Genomic DNA, 16,548 nt, shown 5'->3' with positions numbered 1-16,548 from the left:
AGAATCAGTTGAGACCGAGACTCAGTTCGAGTGCGTCGTCGATCGCGTCCATCGTCTCCGAATCCAGACTCCCTGCGACCGAGTGTATCCGCTTCTCGATGGACACGACGCGAATCTGGTCGAGTCGGACGGAGGAATCCTTCTCGAACGGGGACTCTTCGGCTTCTACCAGCACTTCGAACGGGTAGCCTCGATACGTCCCCGTCGCTGGCGCGACGATGGTCGTGCTTGCGTTCTTGTTCCCGACGTCGTTCTGGACGACCACAGCAGGTCGCGTCTTCTTCATCTCGTGCCCCTCGGCAGGGTCGAGCCGGACGACGACGACGACATCGCCACGTCGAACGTCCGCTTCCTCGCTCATTCGGCTAACCCGTCCCACGCCTCATCCGAGGTCTCGTCCCACTCCTCTGCGAGTGTTTCCGCGCTCTCAGACGCCTCTCTGTACGCCGCCGCCAGCTCGTCCTCGTCCGGTCCATCGGACTCGACCTCGACCACGGCGACGGTCACGCGCTTGTTGGCGTACTCCGTGCCGAGGTAGATTCGGCCCCGGTCGTCGGTGTCGTTGGTTCGCAGGTCGCGGGCATCTACCTTCATGTTGTTACCCACTATGGCCCACCGCGGTATAAGATTTGCCCACTATTGCCCACGGCGAATTGGTTCGGCAGTATGACCTGAAACGTCTGTCTCACAGAGAATACACCTTCCCGACAGTATTCGACCCACACCGGTCACCCCGAACCGCTCACGCCCCTCGAATCAGGTCTGTCACGCCCGCGGACTCCGCGACGACCCACGCGACGAACACCACGTAGGCGACCAGCAACGCGTAGGATTCGACCTTGCTGAGCGAGAGGCCGGTTCGCATGATGGTGAACAGGAGGATGGTCGCGAGCGTGAGGACGCCCAGCATCGGGATGGCGACCGCGAAGTCGATGGGGACGCTGCCGACGATGAGGACGCCGATGGGGATGGCGACGAGCAGGTCGAAGGTGTTCGACCCGAGGACGTTCCCGAGGCTGGTCACGCCCTTGCCGGATTTCGCAGACCGGACGCTGACCAGCGTGTCCGGAAGGCTGGTCGCGGCCGCGAGGATGGTGACGCCGGCGAGGAACTCCGGGATGCCGAAGGCGGTGCTGAGGTGGTCGACGCCGTGGACGAGCTGTTCGACCGCGACGAGGATGACGAGCAGCCCGACGGCGAGGCGACCCCACTCCTTCCTGACGGGGATGTCGTCGCCCGGTTCCTCGGCCTCGTAGTCGCTGACGTCCTGCCACTGGATGAAGAGGTACAGGCAGTACAGCAGCAGGGGTATCGCGGCGAGAGGGCGCGTGATGTTCCCCGAGAGTTCGGGGCCGCCCGGGGTCGGGACGTAGATTACCGCCAGCGCGAACGTGACGACGAGCACCGACACCGCGAGCATGTAGAACTGTGCCTCCTTGTAGACGATGGTGCGGCTCGTCTCCAGGTCGTCCTCGGTCGCGATGCCCGACAGCGCCGGGATGACGAGGATGTTGAAGATGGCCGAGCCGACGATGGCCCCGACGCCCATGTCGAACACGCCGTCGAGCGCGGCGAAGACGACGCTGGCGAGTTCGGGGAAGCTCGACCCGATGGCGACCACGATGGAGCCCTGGACCACCGCCGGCAGGCCGTAGTACCCGGAGAGGTGGTCCGCGGACTCCTCCAGCCACCCGCTCCCGACCCAGACCAGCCCGGTCGCGGCCAGGATGACGAGGACGTTGACGAGTGCGGTGTCGGGGAGCAAACCGAAGAGAGCCATCTGGTAGGAGTACCATCCGCTGACGCGTGGATGAAAGTATCGGTCTGGGGGCTGACTCGCAAAGGGTGGTGGTTCTGTCGGTTCCAACCCTGTCGGGGCGATTCCCTACGCGCAGACGTGGCACCCCGTCCCCGGCGTCCGCAGATTCGATTTCGATTACAAACGTTGGGGTCCCCGGTAGATTGCGAACGGAAACATGCAGCCCGCGAGAGCCCCGTGACGGCAGGCAACAGCCCGGAAAGTATCGAACCCCAATGAACACCCATGGAACGAAAGGAGTACGCCATCCTCGGCGTCATCGCGCTCGCGACGGTCGCACTCGGGGTCTTCACCACATCGAAGCCACTGTCGACGTTCTTCGTCGAGAGCACGCGGCAGTTCCTGACGACGACCGCCGCGATGGCGTGGATCACGTGGTGGGCGCTGGTAGTCGGATTCGCCATCGCCGGCGGCGTGGAGGCGTGGACCTCCGACGAGCAGGTCTCGGAGTTGCTCGAGGGCCACGGCGTCAAAGAACTCGGCTACGGGTCGCTGTTCGGGTTCGTCTCCTCGTCGTGTTCGTACAGCGCCATCGCCACCGCCAAGAACCTCTTCAAGAAGGGCGGCTCCGCCGCGGCCACGCTCGGCGCGTTCATGTTCGCGTCGACGAACCTCGTCATCGAGATCGGTATCGTCATCTACCTCCTGCTCGGCTGGCAGTTCCTGCTCGCCGACCTCGTCGGCGGGTTCATCCTCATCGGCCTCATGGCGTTCGGCTTCGTCTACCTCGTACCCGACGAGGTCGTCGAACAGGCCCGCGAGAACGTCCTCGACGAGGGGACCCAGACCGTGGAGGACCCGGTCTGTGGGATGGAGATCGACCCCGACGAGGCCGACCACTCGATAGAGCACGACGGGAAGACCTACTACTTCTGCTCGCAGTCCTGCAAGGACAGTTTCGACCCGGAGGAGGCGAACACGACCATCCGCGAGCAGGCGACCTCGCTCGCCGGCTGGAAGGCGCTCGCCGACAAGCAGTGGTCCGAGTGGGGCATGCTCTGGGACGAGATCGCCATCGGCTTCATCTTCGCCGGGCTCATCGCCGGGTTCATCCCCGAGAGCGTCTGGACGACCGTCTTCTCGGGACCGACGTTCGGGCTGCCGGTGTACGTCCTCTGGACGGCGGCGCTGGGGGCGGTCATCGGCGTCGCGACGTTCGTCTGCTCGGTCGGGAACGTCCCGTTCGGCGCGGTCCTCTTCAGCAACGGCCTCCCGTTCGGCTCGGTGCTGTCGTACATCTACGCCGACCTCATCGTGCCGCCCATCATGGACGCCTACCGCGAGTACTACGGGACCAAATTCGCGGCCATCCTCTCGGGGATGATCTTCCTCTCGGCAGTGCTCACAGGGGTCGTCCTCCACTTCATCTTCCTCGGGGCGGGCCTGATTCCGGACCCCTCCAGCGTCCAGGTCGCCGAGGTGAAGATAGAGATGAACTACAAACTGGTGCTGAACGTGCTCGCGACGGTCTTCTTCCTGTTCCTCTACTGGCTCCACCGGTCGGAGTCGGTCGGCGACGAGCAGGGTCACGGCGAGCACGCCCAATCCGCGGACTGACCGGCAGTTCTCGCCTCGGACGGCCAGAGAACTCTTTACGGGAGACGCGGAACCTGACGCGGTGAGGGAACTGTCATGGGGGAACAACGTTCGGCTATCGAAGAGATCTCGTTCGTCGCCAGGTCGACCAACCGCGTGCGGATACTCGAGACGGTCCATGACCTCGACGGGGCCACCCGGGAGGACCTCCGGACGGAACTCTCGGTCGCTCGCACCACCGTCACGAGGAACGTCGAGACGCTGCTGGAGAAGGGATGGCTCCAGCAGGAGAACGGCGAGTACACCGTCACGCCCGGTGGGGAGGCCGTCATCGAACGGTTCCTCGACCTCGAGGAGACGGTCAGGACCGCGCTCCGGCTGCAACCGTTCCTCCAGTGGACGACCAGAGAGGAGTTCGACCTCGACCTCACACACCTTCAGGACGCGTCGGTCACGGTCGCCGCGCCGGGGAATCCGTGGGCGATGGTGAACGAACACGTCGCGAGGCTCCGAGAGTCCTCGGACGACCGTGTCGCACTCCCCCTGACGGGCCTGCACGCCGTCGAGGCGGTACACCGCAAGGTCGTCGACGGGGACGCCACCGTCGAGATGATCGTCGCCGAGGGCGTCGCCGAGACGCTGTTCGAGGACGACGACTTCGCACCACTCACGAGAGACCTCCTGGACAGCGACGGATTCGAGCTGTACCTGACGGATGCGGCCCTCCCCTTCTACCTGGGCATCCTCGACGAGACGGTCCAGGTCGGCGTCGACGAGGAGGGCGAGCCACGGGCACTGCTGGAGACGACGGACGACGGTGCACGTGAGTGGGCACGCGAGCGCCTCGATGTGTACCGGCGCGAGGCGACGCCGCTTGAGGCGTGGCCTGCAACAGAACGGTCCTGACTATGCTCATCGAAAAGGGCCGATCCCCGGTGTGGCTCTAGGCTCGCCTCGGCCCGGCCCATGGGTCACAGACGGTATCCCCCAACCTGTATCGACGACCGGTGTGGTGTGCGTGGTCGTTCCCCCATCTTCATGGCCGGTGTGGGCGACCCGGGCGACCCTTCAGCCGCCGACCTGACGGCATCTGGACAGATGACTCTGACAGTAATCAGTGCACCCCATGCACATCGTGCAGCGTCTGCACGCAGCCCTCGTACCCGGCCATCGTGGTCGCGACGAACAGGACGGGGTGAGCATCGTCGACACCCACGGCCGTCGTCTATCGACGCCGCCCGGAGAGCGTGTCGTCGGCGAGGTACCTGTAGATGGCGTTGGCGTCACGTTCGAGCGTCAGGAGGTGGACCGAGAGCAGTTCGCTCGTCGCCTCGTCACCGCTCGCGTTCGCCAGGTCGATGTGCTCGCGGAACTGTTCGATCACGGTGGCGTAGGCCTCGAGGTCGCGTTCCAGCGAGGACCGGACGTCGTACTGGTGGGCCGCCTCGATGTACAGCGCAGCGTGCTGGCGGATTCCCATCGGCCCGGAGACGGGGACACCTCCCAGCGCGAACACCCGGATACCGATGTCGTCGGTGAGGTCGGTGAGTCGGTCCGTCTGTGCCACCAGGAGTTCCTGCAGGGGCCTCGTCTCCCGTCCCTCGACGCACCAGCGGTGCTTCCGGAGCTGGTTGAACAGGATGTACAGCCCCGACAGGTCGTCGTTCAGCGCCGCGACCAGTCGCTCGGTGGCGTCGGTGTCGAGCCCGAGCTCGTTCGAGCCGACGGTGTCCCAGCGACGGTGAACGTGTCAGGTGCCCACGACTAAAGTCGTGGGCTTGCTCCGCCGGTGGGCCATCCATGAGAGCAATTTAATTGACCGTGAGACTCCGGCTCTGCCGCCGAAGGACGGAGGAGCATGGAGCTACCGCTCGCGTTCATCGTCTCGGTCTTTCGGGCCTCCTGACGGGCGACCCAACCCACGGGGAGCGCGTATCTCGGCCGGATGCGGCCCACAAGTCTCCGAAAAAGGGCCGGAGGTGGCGCAACCGCCTGCGGCTCGTTGGCCCCGTGGTACAGTGTATCCATGCTGGACTTCGGATGCCTCACGAACAGGGCCGATGCCCGCCCCACGAAGCGGTTTTCACGCTCGCGCTGGTGCGGCCCGGAGCGTGTGCCTTTGTCGGATGGGCTTCTCGATTGCGGCATCCCAATCAGTCACTTCGAGAGTCGTACCGTTCGATACTAACACTTCCGGTGGGAATGGCGGCCTCGCCACCGGCGGTGGTCCGATGGACCACTGTCGGCTTCCTCCCACGACTGAACTCGTGGGCTTCCGCCTCGAATTTGTGTGAGGGGCCCGGCCGCCGGAGGTGCGATGTCGCCGGCGTCGACGCAGACTCCTCTTCCGAGTTCTCCGCGGTGCCAGTGTCGCCGCCTTGCTCGGCTCGCGGCGGAACGAGTGCGTCGTCCTCGAGGAGCGTCTCGAGGTGGTCCGTATCGGCCTCCAGCCGTTCCAAGCGGTCGCTCAGCAGTTCGGCGGTGGCCTGGTCGCCCAGTCGCTCGGCGAGGGTCGTGTGCTCGCGCATCGTCTCGACGAGCGTCGCATACGCCGCCACGTCTCCCTGGAGCGAGGCTCGGAGGTCGTAGAGGTCCTCACCCTCGAGGTGAACCGTCGCTCGCGCCTGGATGGTCGGTGGCGTGTTCGGCGGAATCCCGCCGAGTTGCACGATCCGGACCGCCAGGTCGTCGTTCACGTCGCGGACCCGCCTGTACGCCGCCTCCAGGAACGTGGCGACCGGGCCGCGCTCCGCCCCGGCCGCGGTCCAGTAGTGCTTGCGAAGGACCGAGAAGAGGTTGAACGAGTTGGCGTGGTCGACGACGAGCGCGTCGACGAGTTCCTCGGCGACGGCGTCGTGGAGGCCGACCTCGTTCGGTGCGAGGGTGCCCCACCGTTGTCGGACGGTCCCTGTCGGTGGCTCCCTGACGAGCCGGCCGTGGTGCTGGCTCATCGCGACCGTCCTGTCGCGTCCGATCTCACGCCTCGCGGAACCGCGGTCGGTACCGGCGCTCGCATGCCATACGGCGTCTCCCCGGATTCGTTCCCCACGTCCTCGGAATCGTTCCCCACGTTTCGACCCTTCATTGCGTGTAGCAGTACGAGAACCACGGATATATCTCTATCAGCGGCTCGGCTGTGCCCTGCTGAGGACTCCTCCCTACCCGCTTCCCGAAACCCCACGGTCCGAAAGGTGTTTACCGTGATAGAGAGCCATTCTGGGTATGCGAACAGGGACGAACGTACTCGGGATATCGCTGGACCGGACCCCCTCGGGGCCGGTTGGGGGTGTCACTGGTCGATGACGGAATCCGAGTCACGGGCGTCGGTCACAGACGAGACCGACGTCGTCGTGGTCGGTGGCGGGCCAGCCGGCTGTTCCGCCGCGGTGTTCACGGCCAGATACGGCCTCGACACCGTGGTCTTCGACCGCGGCAACGCGGCCCTCCCCCGGTGTGCCTACCTGGAGAACTATCTCGGCTTCCCGGCCGGGATGGACGTCGACGCGTTCCGGGACCTGATGCACGCCCACGTCGAGGAGGTCGGCGCGACCCTCCTCGCCGACATGGTCGTCGCCGTCGAACGCGCCGAGGACACGTCGGGATTCGTCGTCGAGACACAGGACGGGCGCCGCGTCGGTGCGGAGTCCGTCATCGCCGCGGCCTGGTACGACGGGTCGTACCTCCGCGGACTGGACGACGAGGACGAGATGTTCCACGAGCACGAACACCACGGCGAACTCGAAGAGCACTTCGACCCGGCGTACGCGGACGCGGATGGTCGGACCCCGGTCGACGGCCTGTACGTCGCCTCGCCCGCAGGCGGTCGCAGCGCACAGGCCATCGTCGCTGCCGGGAACGGGGCCCACGTGGCCCGGTCGCTCATCGAAGACGAACGTCGTGCCCGGGGCCTCTCGGGCGAGGTCGCTCCCGAGTACGACTGGCTGCGCAGCGAGTCGGAGTTCACCGGGGAGTGGGCCGAGCGCGACCGCTGGCGCGAGTGGTTCGAGAACGAGTTCGACGCCGACGGGGTCGACGACGAGCGTCGGCGGGAGCTCCGCGAGCGCTACATCGACCGGGCGTTCGAGACGAAGGTCGGTGACGAGGAGGCCGACCGACGCTTCGAGTCAGGTCTCGCCCGGTTCGTCGCGGTGGTCGGCCGCGATCGCGTCCTCGATGCCATCGGGACCGACCGCGTCGTCGAAGCCCTCGACGACCAGACGCTCCTCGAGGAACTCGACGACGAGACGATCGCGGAGTACCTGGAGAAGTCGGCCGACGAACCCGACGCCAGCTGAGCCTGGCGGCCCCGAGACAGCCCTGTCCGAGCACACTCTCGGACTGCCTGTTCAGGTCGGTCACAGTGTCGAATCAACGTCGCACAGAAGGATTCACCAGCGCCAGCACTGGCTTCCGGTTCGGTGAGAGTCTACTCTGAACTTGGTACCCGGTCCAGTTCGTCGCCGCAGGCTACGGTGACGGAGCGAGGTACGAAGCGAAGTACCGAGCGAACCCTCGTTCGGCAACTGGGCAGAATGCTGTGCACGAGGGTCGCAACGAACTGAGGGTGGTGGGGGGAAGGGGGTGGAAGTTCCGATGGGTGGGAGTGGTGTGAGTGGGTCGCGGGAGCTCACGTCCCAGTCACGGGGGTGACTCAGACGCTCGCGGAGGCGTTCGTACCGGTGTCGTTCTGGGCGTCCGTCCCGGCGTCCTCGTTCAGACCACCGAGGACCTGCCCGAGCGTCGCGTCCAGCGCACCGTCGACGAACTGGTCGATGTGCGCGTGGATGGTCTCGACGCGGTCCTCGACGTGGTCAGGGATGGCGTCCGGGAGGTCGACGGGCGGACCCCGGCTGGCCGCCTGGTCGGGGAGCTGCCCCTCCCCGCCCTGGGCGGGCGCCTGCTCGCGTGCAGTCTCGTTCGCGTGGTCGTCAGCTGGGACCGGCGACGTGTCGTCGTCTCCGACGGCCAGCGAGCTGTTCGACGAACCGGTCGCGGCCGCAGCGGTGCCTGCACTCACGAGCAGGGCGGCCAGTGCGACCGCGGTCAGCCTGGAGAGCTTCATGGGTGGGGTGCCTCCACTCGATTCGATGGAGTGGGAGGTACTTGAAGGGGGAGAGACGTTCAGACGTTTCAGTGGTTTGAACTGCTCTGACGCTGTTTTTGGCGGTCTGGAACTTTCTGAACGGGGTTGAACGCGATGGGATGGTTCGCGGTCGTTTACGGGTCGGTGAACGTTCGCTGGAATCGCCGCCGAAGGGCCCGGAGTGACTCGACCACCCATGGCCGCATGTCGCGTGGCAAGACGGCTGCCTGAAGTGAGAGCCGGCCATCGGCTCCAACCCACTTCTACCAGTCTGCTACCTGTCCCGCCCGGTGGTCGCCGTCTGCAGGGCGTCGAGGTTCGGCTGGTCCTCCGGCCCGCTCGCCGCCCACGCGAAGCGGACGACCTGGTCGCCGTCGACGACGAACGTCGCCCGGGCCGGGACGGCACGGTGTTCTTCGAACTCCTCGGTCAGGACGCCGTAGGCACGGCTGACCTCGCCGTCCGTGTCCGCGAGCAGTGGGAACTGGATGTTGTGCCTGTCCGCGTACTCGCGGTGGGCGTAGGCGGCATCCGCCCCGACGCCGAGGACGACGACGTCGTCCAGCATCGTGAGCCAGTCCGCATCACGCAGCGAACACCACTGGTCGGTACAGGCGGGATGGAAGTCGAAGGGGTAGAAGACCAGGATGACCGCCCACCCGCGGTCGGTGTACTCCGAGAGGCCGTGCGTCTCGATCGAGCCAGCGGCGGCCCCGGGAAGCGTGAAGTCCGGGGCTTGCTGTCCTACGCTGAGCATGCCACCAGGTACCACGGCCTGGCCCATGAGCGAACGGGAGTCGTGCAGAGCCGTCGCACGAGGACGGCAGCGACTCCGGAACGGTTCAGGTCAGAGAGAGGATTCTTCGGATTCTTTGAAGCGGTTCGCAGGGTTCCTCGCGATGCGCACACCGTGGGCCTCGAAACCGGCCTGCGCCGAGGGCCATCGACCAGTGAGAACGGCGATAGTCACAGTTGTCCAACTTAATTCAACCAGACATTCACGCCACCAGTACAACTAAGTTAGATGATGTTAGTTGTTGGTAATGTCACATGGTGAGCACCAACACATGAGCCGACGCGAGACGGATAGAACGTCGAGAAAACACGTTTCATTCGCTCTTTTCGCTGTTCTTCTCATGGTCGGATCACTGGTTGCAGTGCCAGGCGTGGCGCAACCAGACCGGTCAGCTGGTGACAGGGAGACGATTGGTGAAGAACCGAACACTGCGAGCGCGACCGGAGAACTAGTCCAGAATCGGGTGCGGACCGACACGATACCCAGACGGGCGCCACTCTCGGTGTTCGCTGCAGCACAGCGCGAACTCGAGACGCTGGAAGCGGACCACCCCGGGAAGCAGTCACATCTCGACCGGGCCGATGACAGGTACGAGGAGGTCGTCGACGGGTTCGACGACCCGGTCGATGCGGACGTCTCTGCACTTCAGGCAGCCGCGCAAGGGACGTCTGCACTCCACGCGTTCGTCGCGAGCAGTAACGGCAAGCGGGCGCTGAACGACTCCGAGACCGACACGGTCAGGACCGTGTCCGTGACGACGGTCGTCGCGGCGAACCGCACCGCTCGCTGGCGCCTCGCGAAGGCTGAGTGGACCCTCGACCACGCCCGTTCGAACCTGTCGAAGGGACAACTTCGGAGCCTCGAATCACACCTCGAGAACGCACGACGAGCCTACGAACGCGCAGAGAAGGCCCGGGACCCCATCGACTCTGACACGAAACTCCAGCGTTCGGTCTCCGCGCGTGCGAAGGCCATCAGACAGTACCATGTTGGGTACAGACAGGCGACGCTCGTCCTGGAGCGACTCGACCGGCTGGACGTCGAGCCGAACCTGACCGACACGGACGGCGATGGCGTCTCCGACGCTCGGGAACGAGAACTCGGGACGAACGCAACCCTCGCCGACACCGACGCTGACGGTATCGACGACGGCGTCGAGACCCTCGGTGGCTTCCCGATCGACAGCGATGGCGACCTCGCCATCGACGCGCTCGACAGCGACAGTGACGCGGACCATCTGCCCGACTACGTCGAAGGGCGGGCTGACACCGACGCCAATGGCATCGAGAACTTCCGGGACCCGGACGACGACGGTGACACCATCCCGACCCGCACCGAGGTCGAGGACGGCAAGGAACTCTTCCTCGACTACGATTACGACGGGACGTTCAACTGGCTCGATACGGACGCCGACGGCGACGGTGCCAGCGACCGGGTCGAGGGGACCGTCGACCATGACAACGACACCGTCCCCGCATACCTCGACAACGACAAGGACGAGGACGGCCTCCCGGACTTCTACGAGAAGAACGTCACGGGAACCGACCCCACGGACAACGACAGCGATGCGCCAGCGACGGCGGTCGACGACGGTGATGACGGCGTCATCGACGGGATGGAGGACTTCGACAACGACACGCTCGGTGCCTTCCGCGAGTATACGCTGGGCACCGACCCGTTCGAGGCCGACACGGACGGTGACGGGCTCTCCGACGGCTTCGAGCATCGGACCGCCGGTGTCGACCCCCTCACCGCCGACACGGACGGGGACGGGACGCTGGACGGGGCCGCCGACCCAGACGGTGACGGACTGACGAACGCAGAGGAGGCGGACGCCCACTCCGCACTGCGCGTCGCCGACACCGACGGTGACGGCATCACCGACGGTCAGGAGGTCGCGAACGGCACGAACCCGATCCGCGCCGACTCCGACGACGACGGTCTCCTCGACCCCGAGGAACCGGAACTCGGCACCGACCCGACGGACCCGGACACCGACGACGATGGCGTCCTCGACGGGAACGAGACCTTCGAGCGGACCGTCACCGACGCCGAGACCGGCGTGCAACTCGACCTTCGCGGCCAGGGTGCCGTCGAGGCCGACATCACGGAACAGCCATCGTACTTCAGCGGGACGAACGCCACGGCCGGACCGACCGTCCGCGTCCAGAACCGGACCGATTTCGACAACGCGACGGTCCGCATCCCCATCGACGAGTCGGTCCCGGAATCGGCCTACGAGGACCTCGTCGTGTACAAGTGGAACGGCTCCGTCGAGGGGCGGTGGCATCCCGTGAACACGACCATCAAGAACGGGACCGCGGTCGCGAACGTCTCCTCGTTCTCGTTCTTCACCGTGCTGGACACGGACGAGTGGACCGGCTTCGTTGACCTCGGTCCCGGCGGCGGGAACGCGACACCGGTCTCGTTCGCGAACCTCTCCGAGTTCCAGTGCGAGAACTCCTGTAACGTCACGAACGAGACCACGCTCGTCCTGGGTGGCGAGCCCAGCGCGCGGAAGATAACCGTCGAACAGGGCGGCGAGACGTTCGAGGTTGTGCCGCTCAGCAACGGTCAGACCATCGAGCGGTTCTACAACTATGGCAATGCGGAGATCAACTCGCCACTCCCCGTCGCGAAGAGCGACGTGAGCCGGTTGTTCTTCTGGTCCGGCCCCGAGGGGCTGAGCCTCGTCCTGATTCACGACAAACCACGTGACGGGTCCGGGGCCGCAGTGTCGATGGACTTCGATGGTCTCCCCGGCTCCGGCTACTGGGTCGTCCGTGACGATAGCGGCGACTTCGGCTACTCGGGCACCTCACCCGACTGGTCCTGGAACAACGACAACACCGACGGTGGAGCCTTCAGGGGCGGCCTGACGAACACCTCGGTCACCATCACGCCGTACTTCAACGACGAAGCGGTGAGGGAGCCCCTGACCCCGGGGACGCTCGACCAGTGGCAGGTCGTCACCGGTCGGGCGACGAACCCCCGGAACATCTCGCTCGACATGGACGAACCGGTGACGCTCACGGTCCCGGAAGCACCCGACACCGGGTCCGGGGGCGGTGACGACACGAGCGACGAGGGGAACGCAACCTTCACCACGACCATCGCACCGGGCACGCAGGGACTCACGGTCGCCTACCAGACCGAACAGACCGACGTGAACCCGGTCGCGACGCTCACCGCGACGGATGGCGACGGGACCACAGTCACGAAGGACCTGACCATCGGGACCGTCGGGACCGTCCAGGAGACCGTGAACGTCTCCGGCCTCTCCGGCGAAGTGAACTTCTCGGTGGACGTCTCCGGGGTCAACGCCCGGTTGCAGCTCGTCACCGAACAGACCCGGAAGGACTCGGACGGCGACGGTCTCCCCGACGTCCTCGAGAAACAGACGTGGACGATGTCGAACGGACCCGGTGAGACGTTCACCACGTCGCCGTACAACGCCGACACCGACGGCGATGGCCTGAACGACAGCGAGGAGGTCACCTTCGCGCCCGTGGGCGAAGGGGACGACATCCGATTCATCGCACGGACCACCTCCAACCCGGCGAAGTACGACACCGACGGCGACGGGATCTCGGACGCGGTCGAACTCCGGGGCTGGGATACTCTCGTTGCCAGGGACCCCGGTGTCGCGAAGAACTACGTCGAGGCGGTCCGGAACAACGAGTCCGATGCCGAGGACCTGCTGACGTCTATCTCTGTCGGCTCGTCGCCACTGAAGACCGACACCGACGGTGATGGCCTCTCCGACGGCGAGGAGAAGGCACTCGGCCTCGCACCGTCCAACCCTGACACCGACCAGGACTCCATCAGGGACGACGAGGAGTACGAGAATCAGTGGTACGCCCGCCTGCACGACTTCAGACCCCCGCGAACCCAGGGCTGGGTCGACACCGACGGCGACCGCGAGAACTACCGCGTGACCATCACGCTCCACGACCAGAGCGGGGTCGGCGTGGTCGGGTTCTACAAGGGCGAACGACGCGCCAGCCAGGACTACTTCGGCCAGAAGCACGTGCTGGAGGACGCGGTCTGGTTCAGCATCGACCGTGGTGCGGTCGACCAGATCGGCACGGCACTCTCGGGCTACGTGAGTCCGGCGACCGTGAAGGTGGTCGCCCGTGACGTCCACGGCACCGAGGTCGAGCGCAAGTTCTACGGCCCGAACAACTTCGGCAAGATCGCCGAGGGCATCGCCCAGACGTCGTTCCCCTTCGGCGGGGTCGGCACCTGGGTGCAGACGAGCAGCGTCGCCTTCTTCGGCGAACTCTCCGGGCTCTCGCAGGGTGTCAACGTCTTCGCCACGGATCTCGTCCGGACGGCCTACGTCACCACACACCCGAGCGAGTACGACGACGCGGCGAGACGGACCGCGCAGGCGCTCGGTCAGCTCAAGACCATCGCCACGCAATCCGAGAAGCGTCATCAGGCGTTCACGGCCATCGTCCAGTACTACGGGAACCGCCGCCAGCAGTTGAACCCCTTCGAGGACGGCGGGAAGTATCAGGAGGCGTTCGCCATCGGCTACAGTGTCGGCTACGCCGGGTCGTTCCTCGTTCCGGTCTACGCCGAGGCCAAGGCCGCACAGGCCGCGGCCAGACTGCCCTACATCGCGGCACTGGTCCGGGCCGGCGGCACGGTGAAGGCCTCGATAAAAGGCGCGACCGTCGGAAGCGCGTTATGGACCGGAGGTCGCATCGCGAACCGGCTTCCCGATGTGAACTTCCGCGTCGGCCGACGCATCGACGACGTAGAGGTCGGTGACCGCGCGAAGTCGGTGATCGGGCAGACGGCGGACACGCTCAGACGTACCCCGCTCCCGGAGCAGCGACGCATCGCCCGGCTCGCGGACGATGCCCGCGGACAGCGCGTGTTCGACTGGCTCACCAGCCGGCCGAACTCGGACCGCTACGCGAAGGGGCTCACCTACCTCAAGCGGACCGGCAGCAGCGGGAAACGGCTCCTTTCGGAGCTGCGGCCACAGCCACGCCAGTACCTCATCGACCTGCGTGACAAGGCCGCACTCCAGCGGCAACTCACGGAGGCCTACGCCGCCGGTGACGTGGAGTTCCGCGACATCGGCCGCGTCGTCAGGCGGTACGACTCCTACGACGCGGCTCGCCGCGCCGAAATCGACGAACTCGTCGAATCGACCGGCCCAAGCGGAGTGAAGCTCGTCGGCAAAGCGGACGCCGACACCGTCACCGCCCTGACCGACGGCGGCCCCGGTGACACCAGATTCCGCCGTGCCGTCGCCCGTGCTGCCGACGGCGACGCCATCGACTCCTACGACCAGCTCGACCGGGCCGTCGAGACCATCGAGGACCTGCCGCAGGCGGCTCGCATCGACGCGAAGGACCTGGTCCAGCGCTCCCGGGGCGCAGGCCTGGAGTTCATCGACGAGACCGACGACACCACGCTGCGTGCGCTCCTGACCGACGACGCGGTCACGCCGGGCGAACTCGCCGGCCTGACGCGTCGCTACGCAGACCTCGACGTCGACGACCAGCGAACGCTCCGGCGCTCGCTCGACGAGGTCGACACCGACGCTCGTCGGGAACTGGTCACGAGCATCGCCGAGGCGGACTCACCCGAACTGACCGTCTCCGGCCTCCGCAAGCTCAGACAGTCCGACTCCGGGAGCCTCGACGACTTCTTCGACTTCGAGTCGGAGAACGCCGACGACGTCCGGAGGGTCGTTCTCGGGAACGTCGGGTGGGACAGGTCCTCTGTCACGCCAGCGAAAGCGTTCCAGTTCGCCGACGACGTGGACTCCCTCCGCACGAACCCGCAGGTCGATGGCCTCGAAAGCGTGTTGGACGACATCGAGGACGTCTCGCCACGGAATAGCAACAACGTCAAGGGGGCGATGTTCGAGGTCCGGTACACCAAGCACTACATCGACAACAACGACATCCCGTCCTCCGCGACCGTGCGGATGGACTACAACCTCGACGGGTCCATCGACATCGACGATGCCCTCGAGGAGGAGACCAAGGTCGAGATCATCCGTGAGATCGCGATGCCCGGTGCCAAACGGAGTGACCCGGACGCCGGCGACACCTTCGAGAGCCTCACCGAAGCGGAGCAGGACCTCTACGATGAGACCTTCACCACCCAGACGCAGCTGGATATGGTGACCATCACCGGTCCCGACGGCTCGCAACGCTGGGTCTACTACGAGGCGAAGAGTGGCACGTCCAGTTCCGCCGTCGACCCCGATGACATCCAGAAGAAACTCGGTCGGCTGAAAGCCATGAAAGAACTCAGCGAGAAGGGCCTCGTCAAGATTGACGGTGACGCGGTGACAATTACCGACGTGGAGATGCGCCTTGCGAGTCCGAAGGCCGAGTCCGACATCAACGGGAACGCCCTCAGGGTTCTCCGGGAATCCGACGGCCAGAACCCCGACAACGATCTCATCAGGGACGACATCGACTGGGGTGACTCCAGCGATTCGGACGACACCTCTGCGACGAACGCCAGCGTGGTCCAGACACCAGCGACACCGCAGACGCCGGGGCAACTGACCGGGACCGGTTCCAGCGGGGTGGTCGCCTGAGATGAGTTGGATATACGGCGTCTTCGCCTACCCCGACGGGGACGCGACGGCGATGCACGATGACCTGTTCGAGGCGGTTCGAGAGTCGCCAGACCTAACGGAGCGGATCTCCGAGCGGCGAATCACGACCGCGGCTGACGAGGATATCTCGTTCGGTGTCTACGCGCCGACACTCGACAGTAACGTCTCCATCACCCCGGAGAACGTACCCTGTATCGTGCTCCGGCGCAGCAAAGGCGGCGTCTTCTACGACGAGAGCGAGGGCAGGGACGCCTACGTCGACCTGCTCGTGACCATCTACGAGCACCTCCCCAGCCGGCCGGCGCTGGGATACGGCCTCGACGTGAACCAGGCTGCCTGTATCTTCGACGAGGACGAGGTGGGACCGCTCGTCGGGGAGCGCCCCCACGAGTTCACCGACTCCGCGTGGGTCATGTTCGTCACACCAGACCTCGTCGACGAGTACGGGAAGGAGACTCTGTTCGACCTGCCGGCGCGCCGCGTCGAGGAACTCGACGACGGGACCGTGCTGGTAGTCGCACCCGGTGACCCCGCGGACTACACCGAGCACTGGGATATCGGCGAGGAACTCGGACTTCCGGGGCCGCTCGGCTGAGCCAGTTTTCGACCGATTTTCTTTCCACTACGCGTTTCCACTCGCAGTATTCGATTCGAACTGCAATCCTGTGTTGGGTCGAGATAGCAGAGACAGTCTTTTCCACCCACGACCGACCGGC

General features: G+C 65.7%; 11 protein-coding genes and 1 pseudogene. 5 read left to right on the top strand and 7 right to left on the bottom strand.

The window, feature by feature from the left end; genetic code table 11:
* Nucleotides 1–4: 4 nt before the first annotated feature.
* The 3 genes from NOV86_RS18450 to NOV86_RS18440 form a co-directional block, all read right to left on the bottom strand.
* Entirely contained in the window at nt 5–361 is a 357-nt protein-coding gene (locus NOV86_RS18450; protein ID WP_267643242.1) for a type II toxin-antitoxin system PemK/MazF family toxin, read from the bottom strand.
* Nucleotides 358–594, bottom strand: coding sequence for a hypothetical protein (locus tag NOV86_RS18445; protein WP_267643241.1), 237 nt, complete (start codon nt 592–594; stop codon nt 358–360). The genes NOV86_RS18450 and NOV86_RS18445 overlap by 4 nt, the downstream gene beginning before the upstream one ends.
* A 148-nt stretch (nt 595–742) precedes the next feature.
* Nucleotides 743–1,780: a sodium:calcium antiporter gene (locus NOV86_RS18440; protein ID WP_267643240.1), complete on the bottom strand. Its 1,038-nt coding sequence runs from the start codon at nt 1,778–1,780 to the stop codon at nt 743–745.
* Between the two features lie 264 nt (nt 1,781–2,044).
* Between NOV86_RS18440 and NOV86_RS18435 the strand changes: the two genes are divergently transcribed.
* Both NOV86_RS18435 and NOV86_RS18430 read left to right on the top strand, forming a co-directional pair.
* Nucleotides 2,045–3,376 (top strand): permease, encoded by a 1,332-nt coding sequence (locus NOV86_RS18435; RefSeq protein WP_267643239.1) that lies wholly within the window; start codon nt 2,045–2,047, stop codon nt 3,374–3,376.
* A 75-nt stretch (nt 3,377–3,451) separates the two neighbouring features.
* The gene (locus tag NOV86_RS18430; RefSeq protein ID WP_267643238.1) at nt 3,452–4,261 is read left to right on the top strand and encodes a helix-turn-helix transcriptional regulator; all 810 of its coding nucleotides are present in this window, start codon (nt 3,452–3,454) and stop codon (nt 4,259–4,261) included.
* 319 nt (nt 4,262–4,580) lie between these two features.
* On the opposite strand, the pseudogene NOV86_RS18425 reads toward NOV86_RS18430, so the two are convergent.
* Both NOV86_RS18425 and NOV86_RS18420 read right to left on the bottom strand, forming a co-directional pair.
* A pseudogene (locus NOV86_RS18425) lies at nt 4,581–5,090 on the bottom strand (ferritin-like domain-containing protein); the annotation flags it as partial.
* Nucleotides 5,091–5,508: 418 nt separating this feature from the next.
* Complete coding sequence (locus tag NOV86_RS18420; protein WP_267643237.1) at nt 5,509–6,306, bottom strand: ferritin-like domain-containing protein; 798 nt, start codon at nt 6,304–6,306, stop codon at nt 5,509–5,511.
* Between the two features lie 348 nt (nt 6,307–6,654).
* Here NOV86_RS18420 and NOV86_RS18415 point away from each other — a divergent pair, with 348 nt between their 5' ends.
* Entirely contained in the window at nt 6,655–7,650 is a 996-nt protein-coding gene (locus NOV86_RS18415) for an FAD-dependent oxidoreductase (RefSeq protein WP_267643236.1), read from the top strand.
* A gap of 356 nt (nt 7,651–8,006) precedes the next feature.
* On the opposite strand, the gene NOV86_RS18410 is transcribed toward NOV86_RS18415, so the two are convergent.
* Together NOV86_RS18410 and NOV86_RS18405 are read right to left on the bottom strand one after the other, a co-directional pair.
* Complete coding sequence (locus NOV86_RS18410) at nt 8,007–8,417, bottom strand: hypothetical protein (protein WP_267643235.1); 411 nt, start codon at nt 8,415–8,417, stop codon at nt 8,007–8,009.
* A gap of 295 nt (nt 8,418–8,712) precedes the next feature.
* Nucleotides 8,713–9,195 carry a redoxin domain-containing protein gene (locus NOV86_RS18405; RefSeq protein WP_267643234.1) on the bottom strand — a complete coding sequence of 161 codons (483 nt, stop codon included), beginning with the start codon at nt 9,193–9,195 and terminating at the stop codon, nt 8,713–8,715.
* Between the two features lie 541 nt (nt 9,196–9,736).
* Between NOV86_RS18405 and NOV86_RS18400 the strand changes: the two genes are divergently transcribed.
* Both NOV86_RS18400 and NOV86_RS18395 read left to right on the top strand, forming a co-directional pair.
* Complete coding sequence (locus NOV86_RS18400) at nt 9,737–15,811, top strand: hypothetical protein (RefSeq protein ID WP_267643233.1); 6,075 nt, start codon at nt 9,737–9,739, stop codon at nt 15,809–15,811.
* Nucleotide 15,812: 1 nt separating this feature from the next.
* Complete coding sequence (locus NOV86_RS18395) at nt 15,813–16,427, top strand: hypothetical protein (RefSeq protein WP_267643232.1); 615 nt, start codon at nt 15,813–15,815, stop codon at nt 16,425–16,427.
* Nucleotides 16,428–16,548 lie beyond the last annotated feature (121 nt).

It is taken from the genome of Haloarchaeobius amylolyticus (genome assembly GCF_026616195.1).
GTDB lineage: Archaea > Halobacteriota > Halobacteria > Halobacteriales > Natrialbaceae > Haloarchaeobius > Haloarchaeobius amylolyticus.
This window is presented reverse-complemented; position numbering and strand designations above follow the sequence as displayed.

Excerpts from the sequence above, each read along its gene's own strand:
- NOV86_RS18420 (WP_267643237.1), bottom strand. The coding sequence starts at position 6,306 with ATGAGCCAGCACCACGGCCGGCTCGTCAGGGAGCCACCGACAGGGACC.
- NOV86_RS18395 (WP_267643232.1), top strand. The coding sequence starts at position 15,813 with ATGAGTTGGATATACGGCGTCTTCGCCTACCCCGACGGGGACGCGACG.
- NOV86_RS18405 (WP_267643234.1), bottom strand. The coding sequence starts at position 9,195 with ATGCTCAGCGTAGGACAGCAAGCCCCGGACTTCACGCTTCCCGGGGCC.
- NOV86_RS18415 (WP_267643236.1), top strand. The coding sequence starts at position 6,655 with ATGACGGAATCCGAGTCACGGGCGTCGGTCACAGACGAGACCGACGTC.
- NOV86_RS18440 (WP_267643240.1), bottom strand. The coding sequence starts at position 1,780 with ATGGCTCTCTTCGGTTTGCTCCCCGACACCGCACTCGTCAACGTCCTC.
- NOV86_RS18430 (WP_267643238.1), top strand. The coding sequence starts at position 3,452 with ATGGGGGAACAACGTTCGGCTATCGAAGAGATCTCGTTCGTCGCCAGG.
- NOV86_RS18410 (WP_267643235.1), bottom strand. The coding sequence starts at position 8,417 with ATGAAGCTCTCCAGGCTGACCGCGGTCGCACTGGCCGCCCTGCTCGTG.
- NOV86_RS18445 (WP_267643241.1), bottom strand. The coding sequence starts at position 594 with ATGAAGGTAGATGCCCGCGACCTGCGAACCAACGACACCGACGACCGG.
- NOV86_RS18450 (WP_267643242.1), bottom strand. The coding sequence starts at position 361 with ATGAGCGAGGAAGCGGACGTTCGACGTGGCGATGTCGTCGTCGTCGTC.
- NOV86_RS18435 (WP_267643239.1), top strand. The coding sequence starts at position 2,045 with ATGGAACGAAAGGAGTACGCCATCCTCGGCGTCATCGCGCTCGCGACG.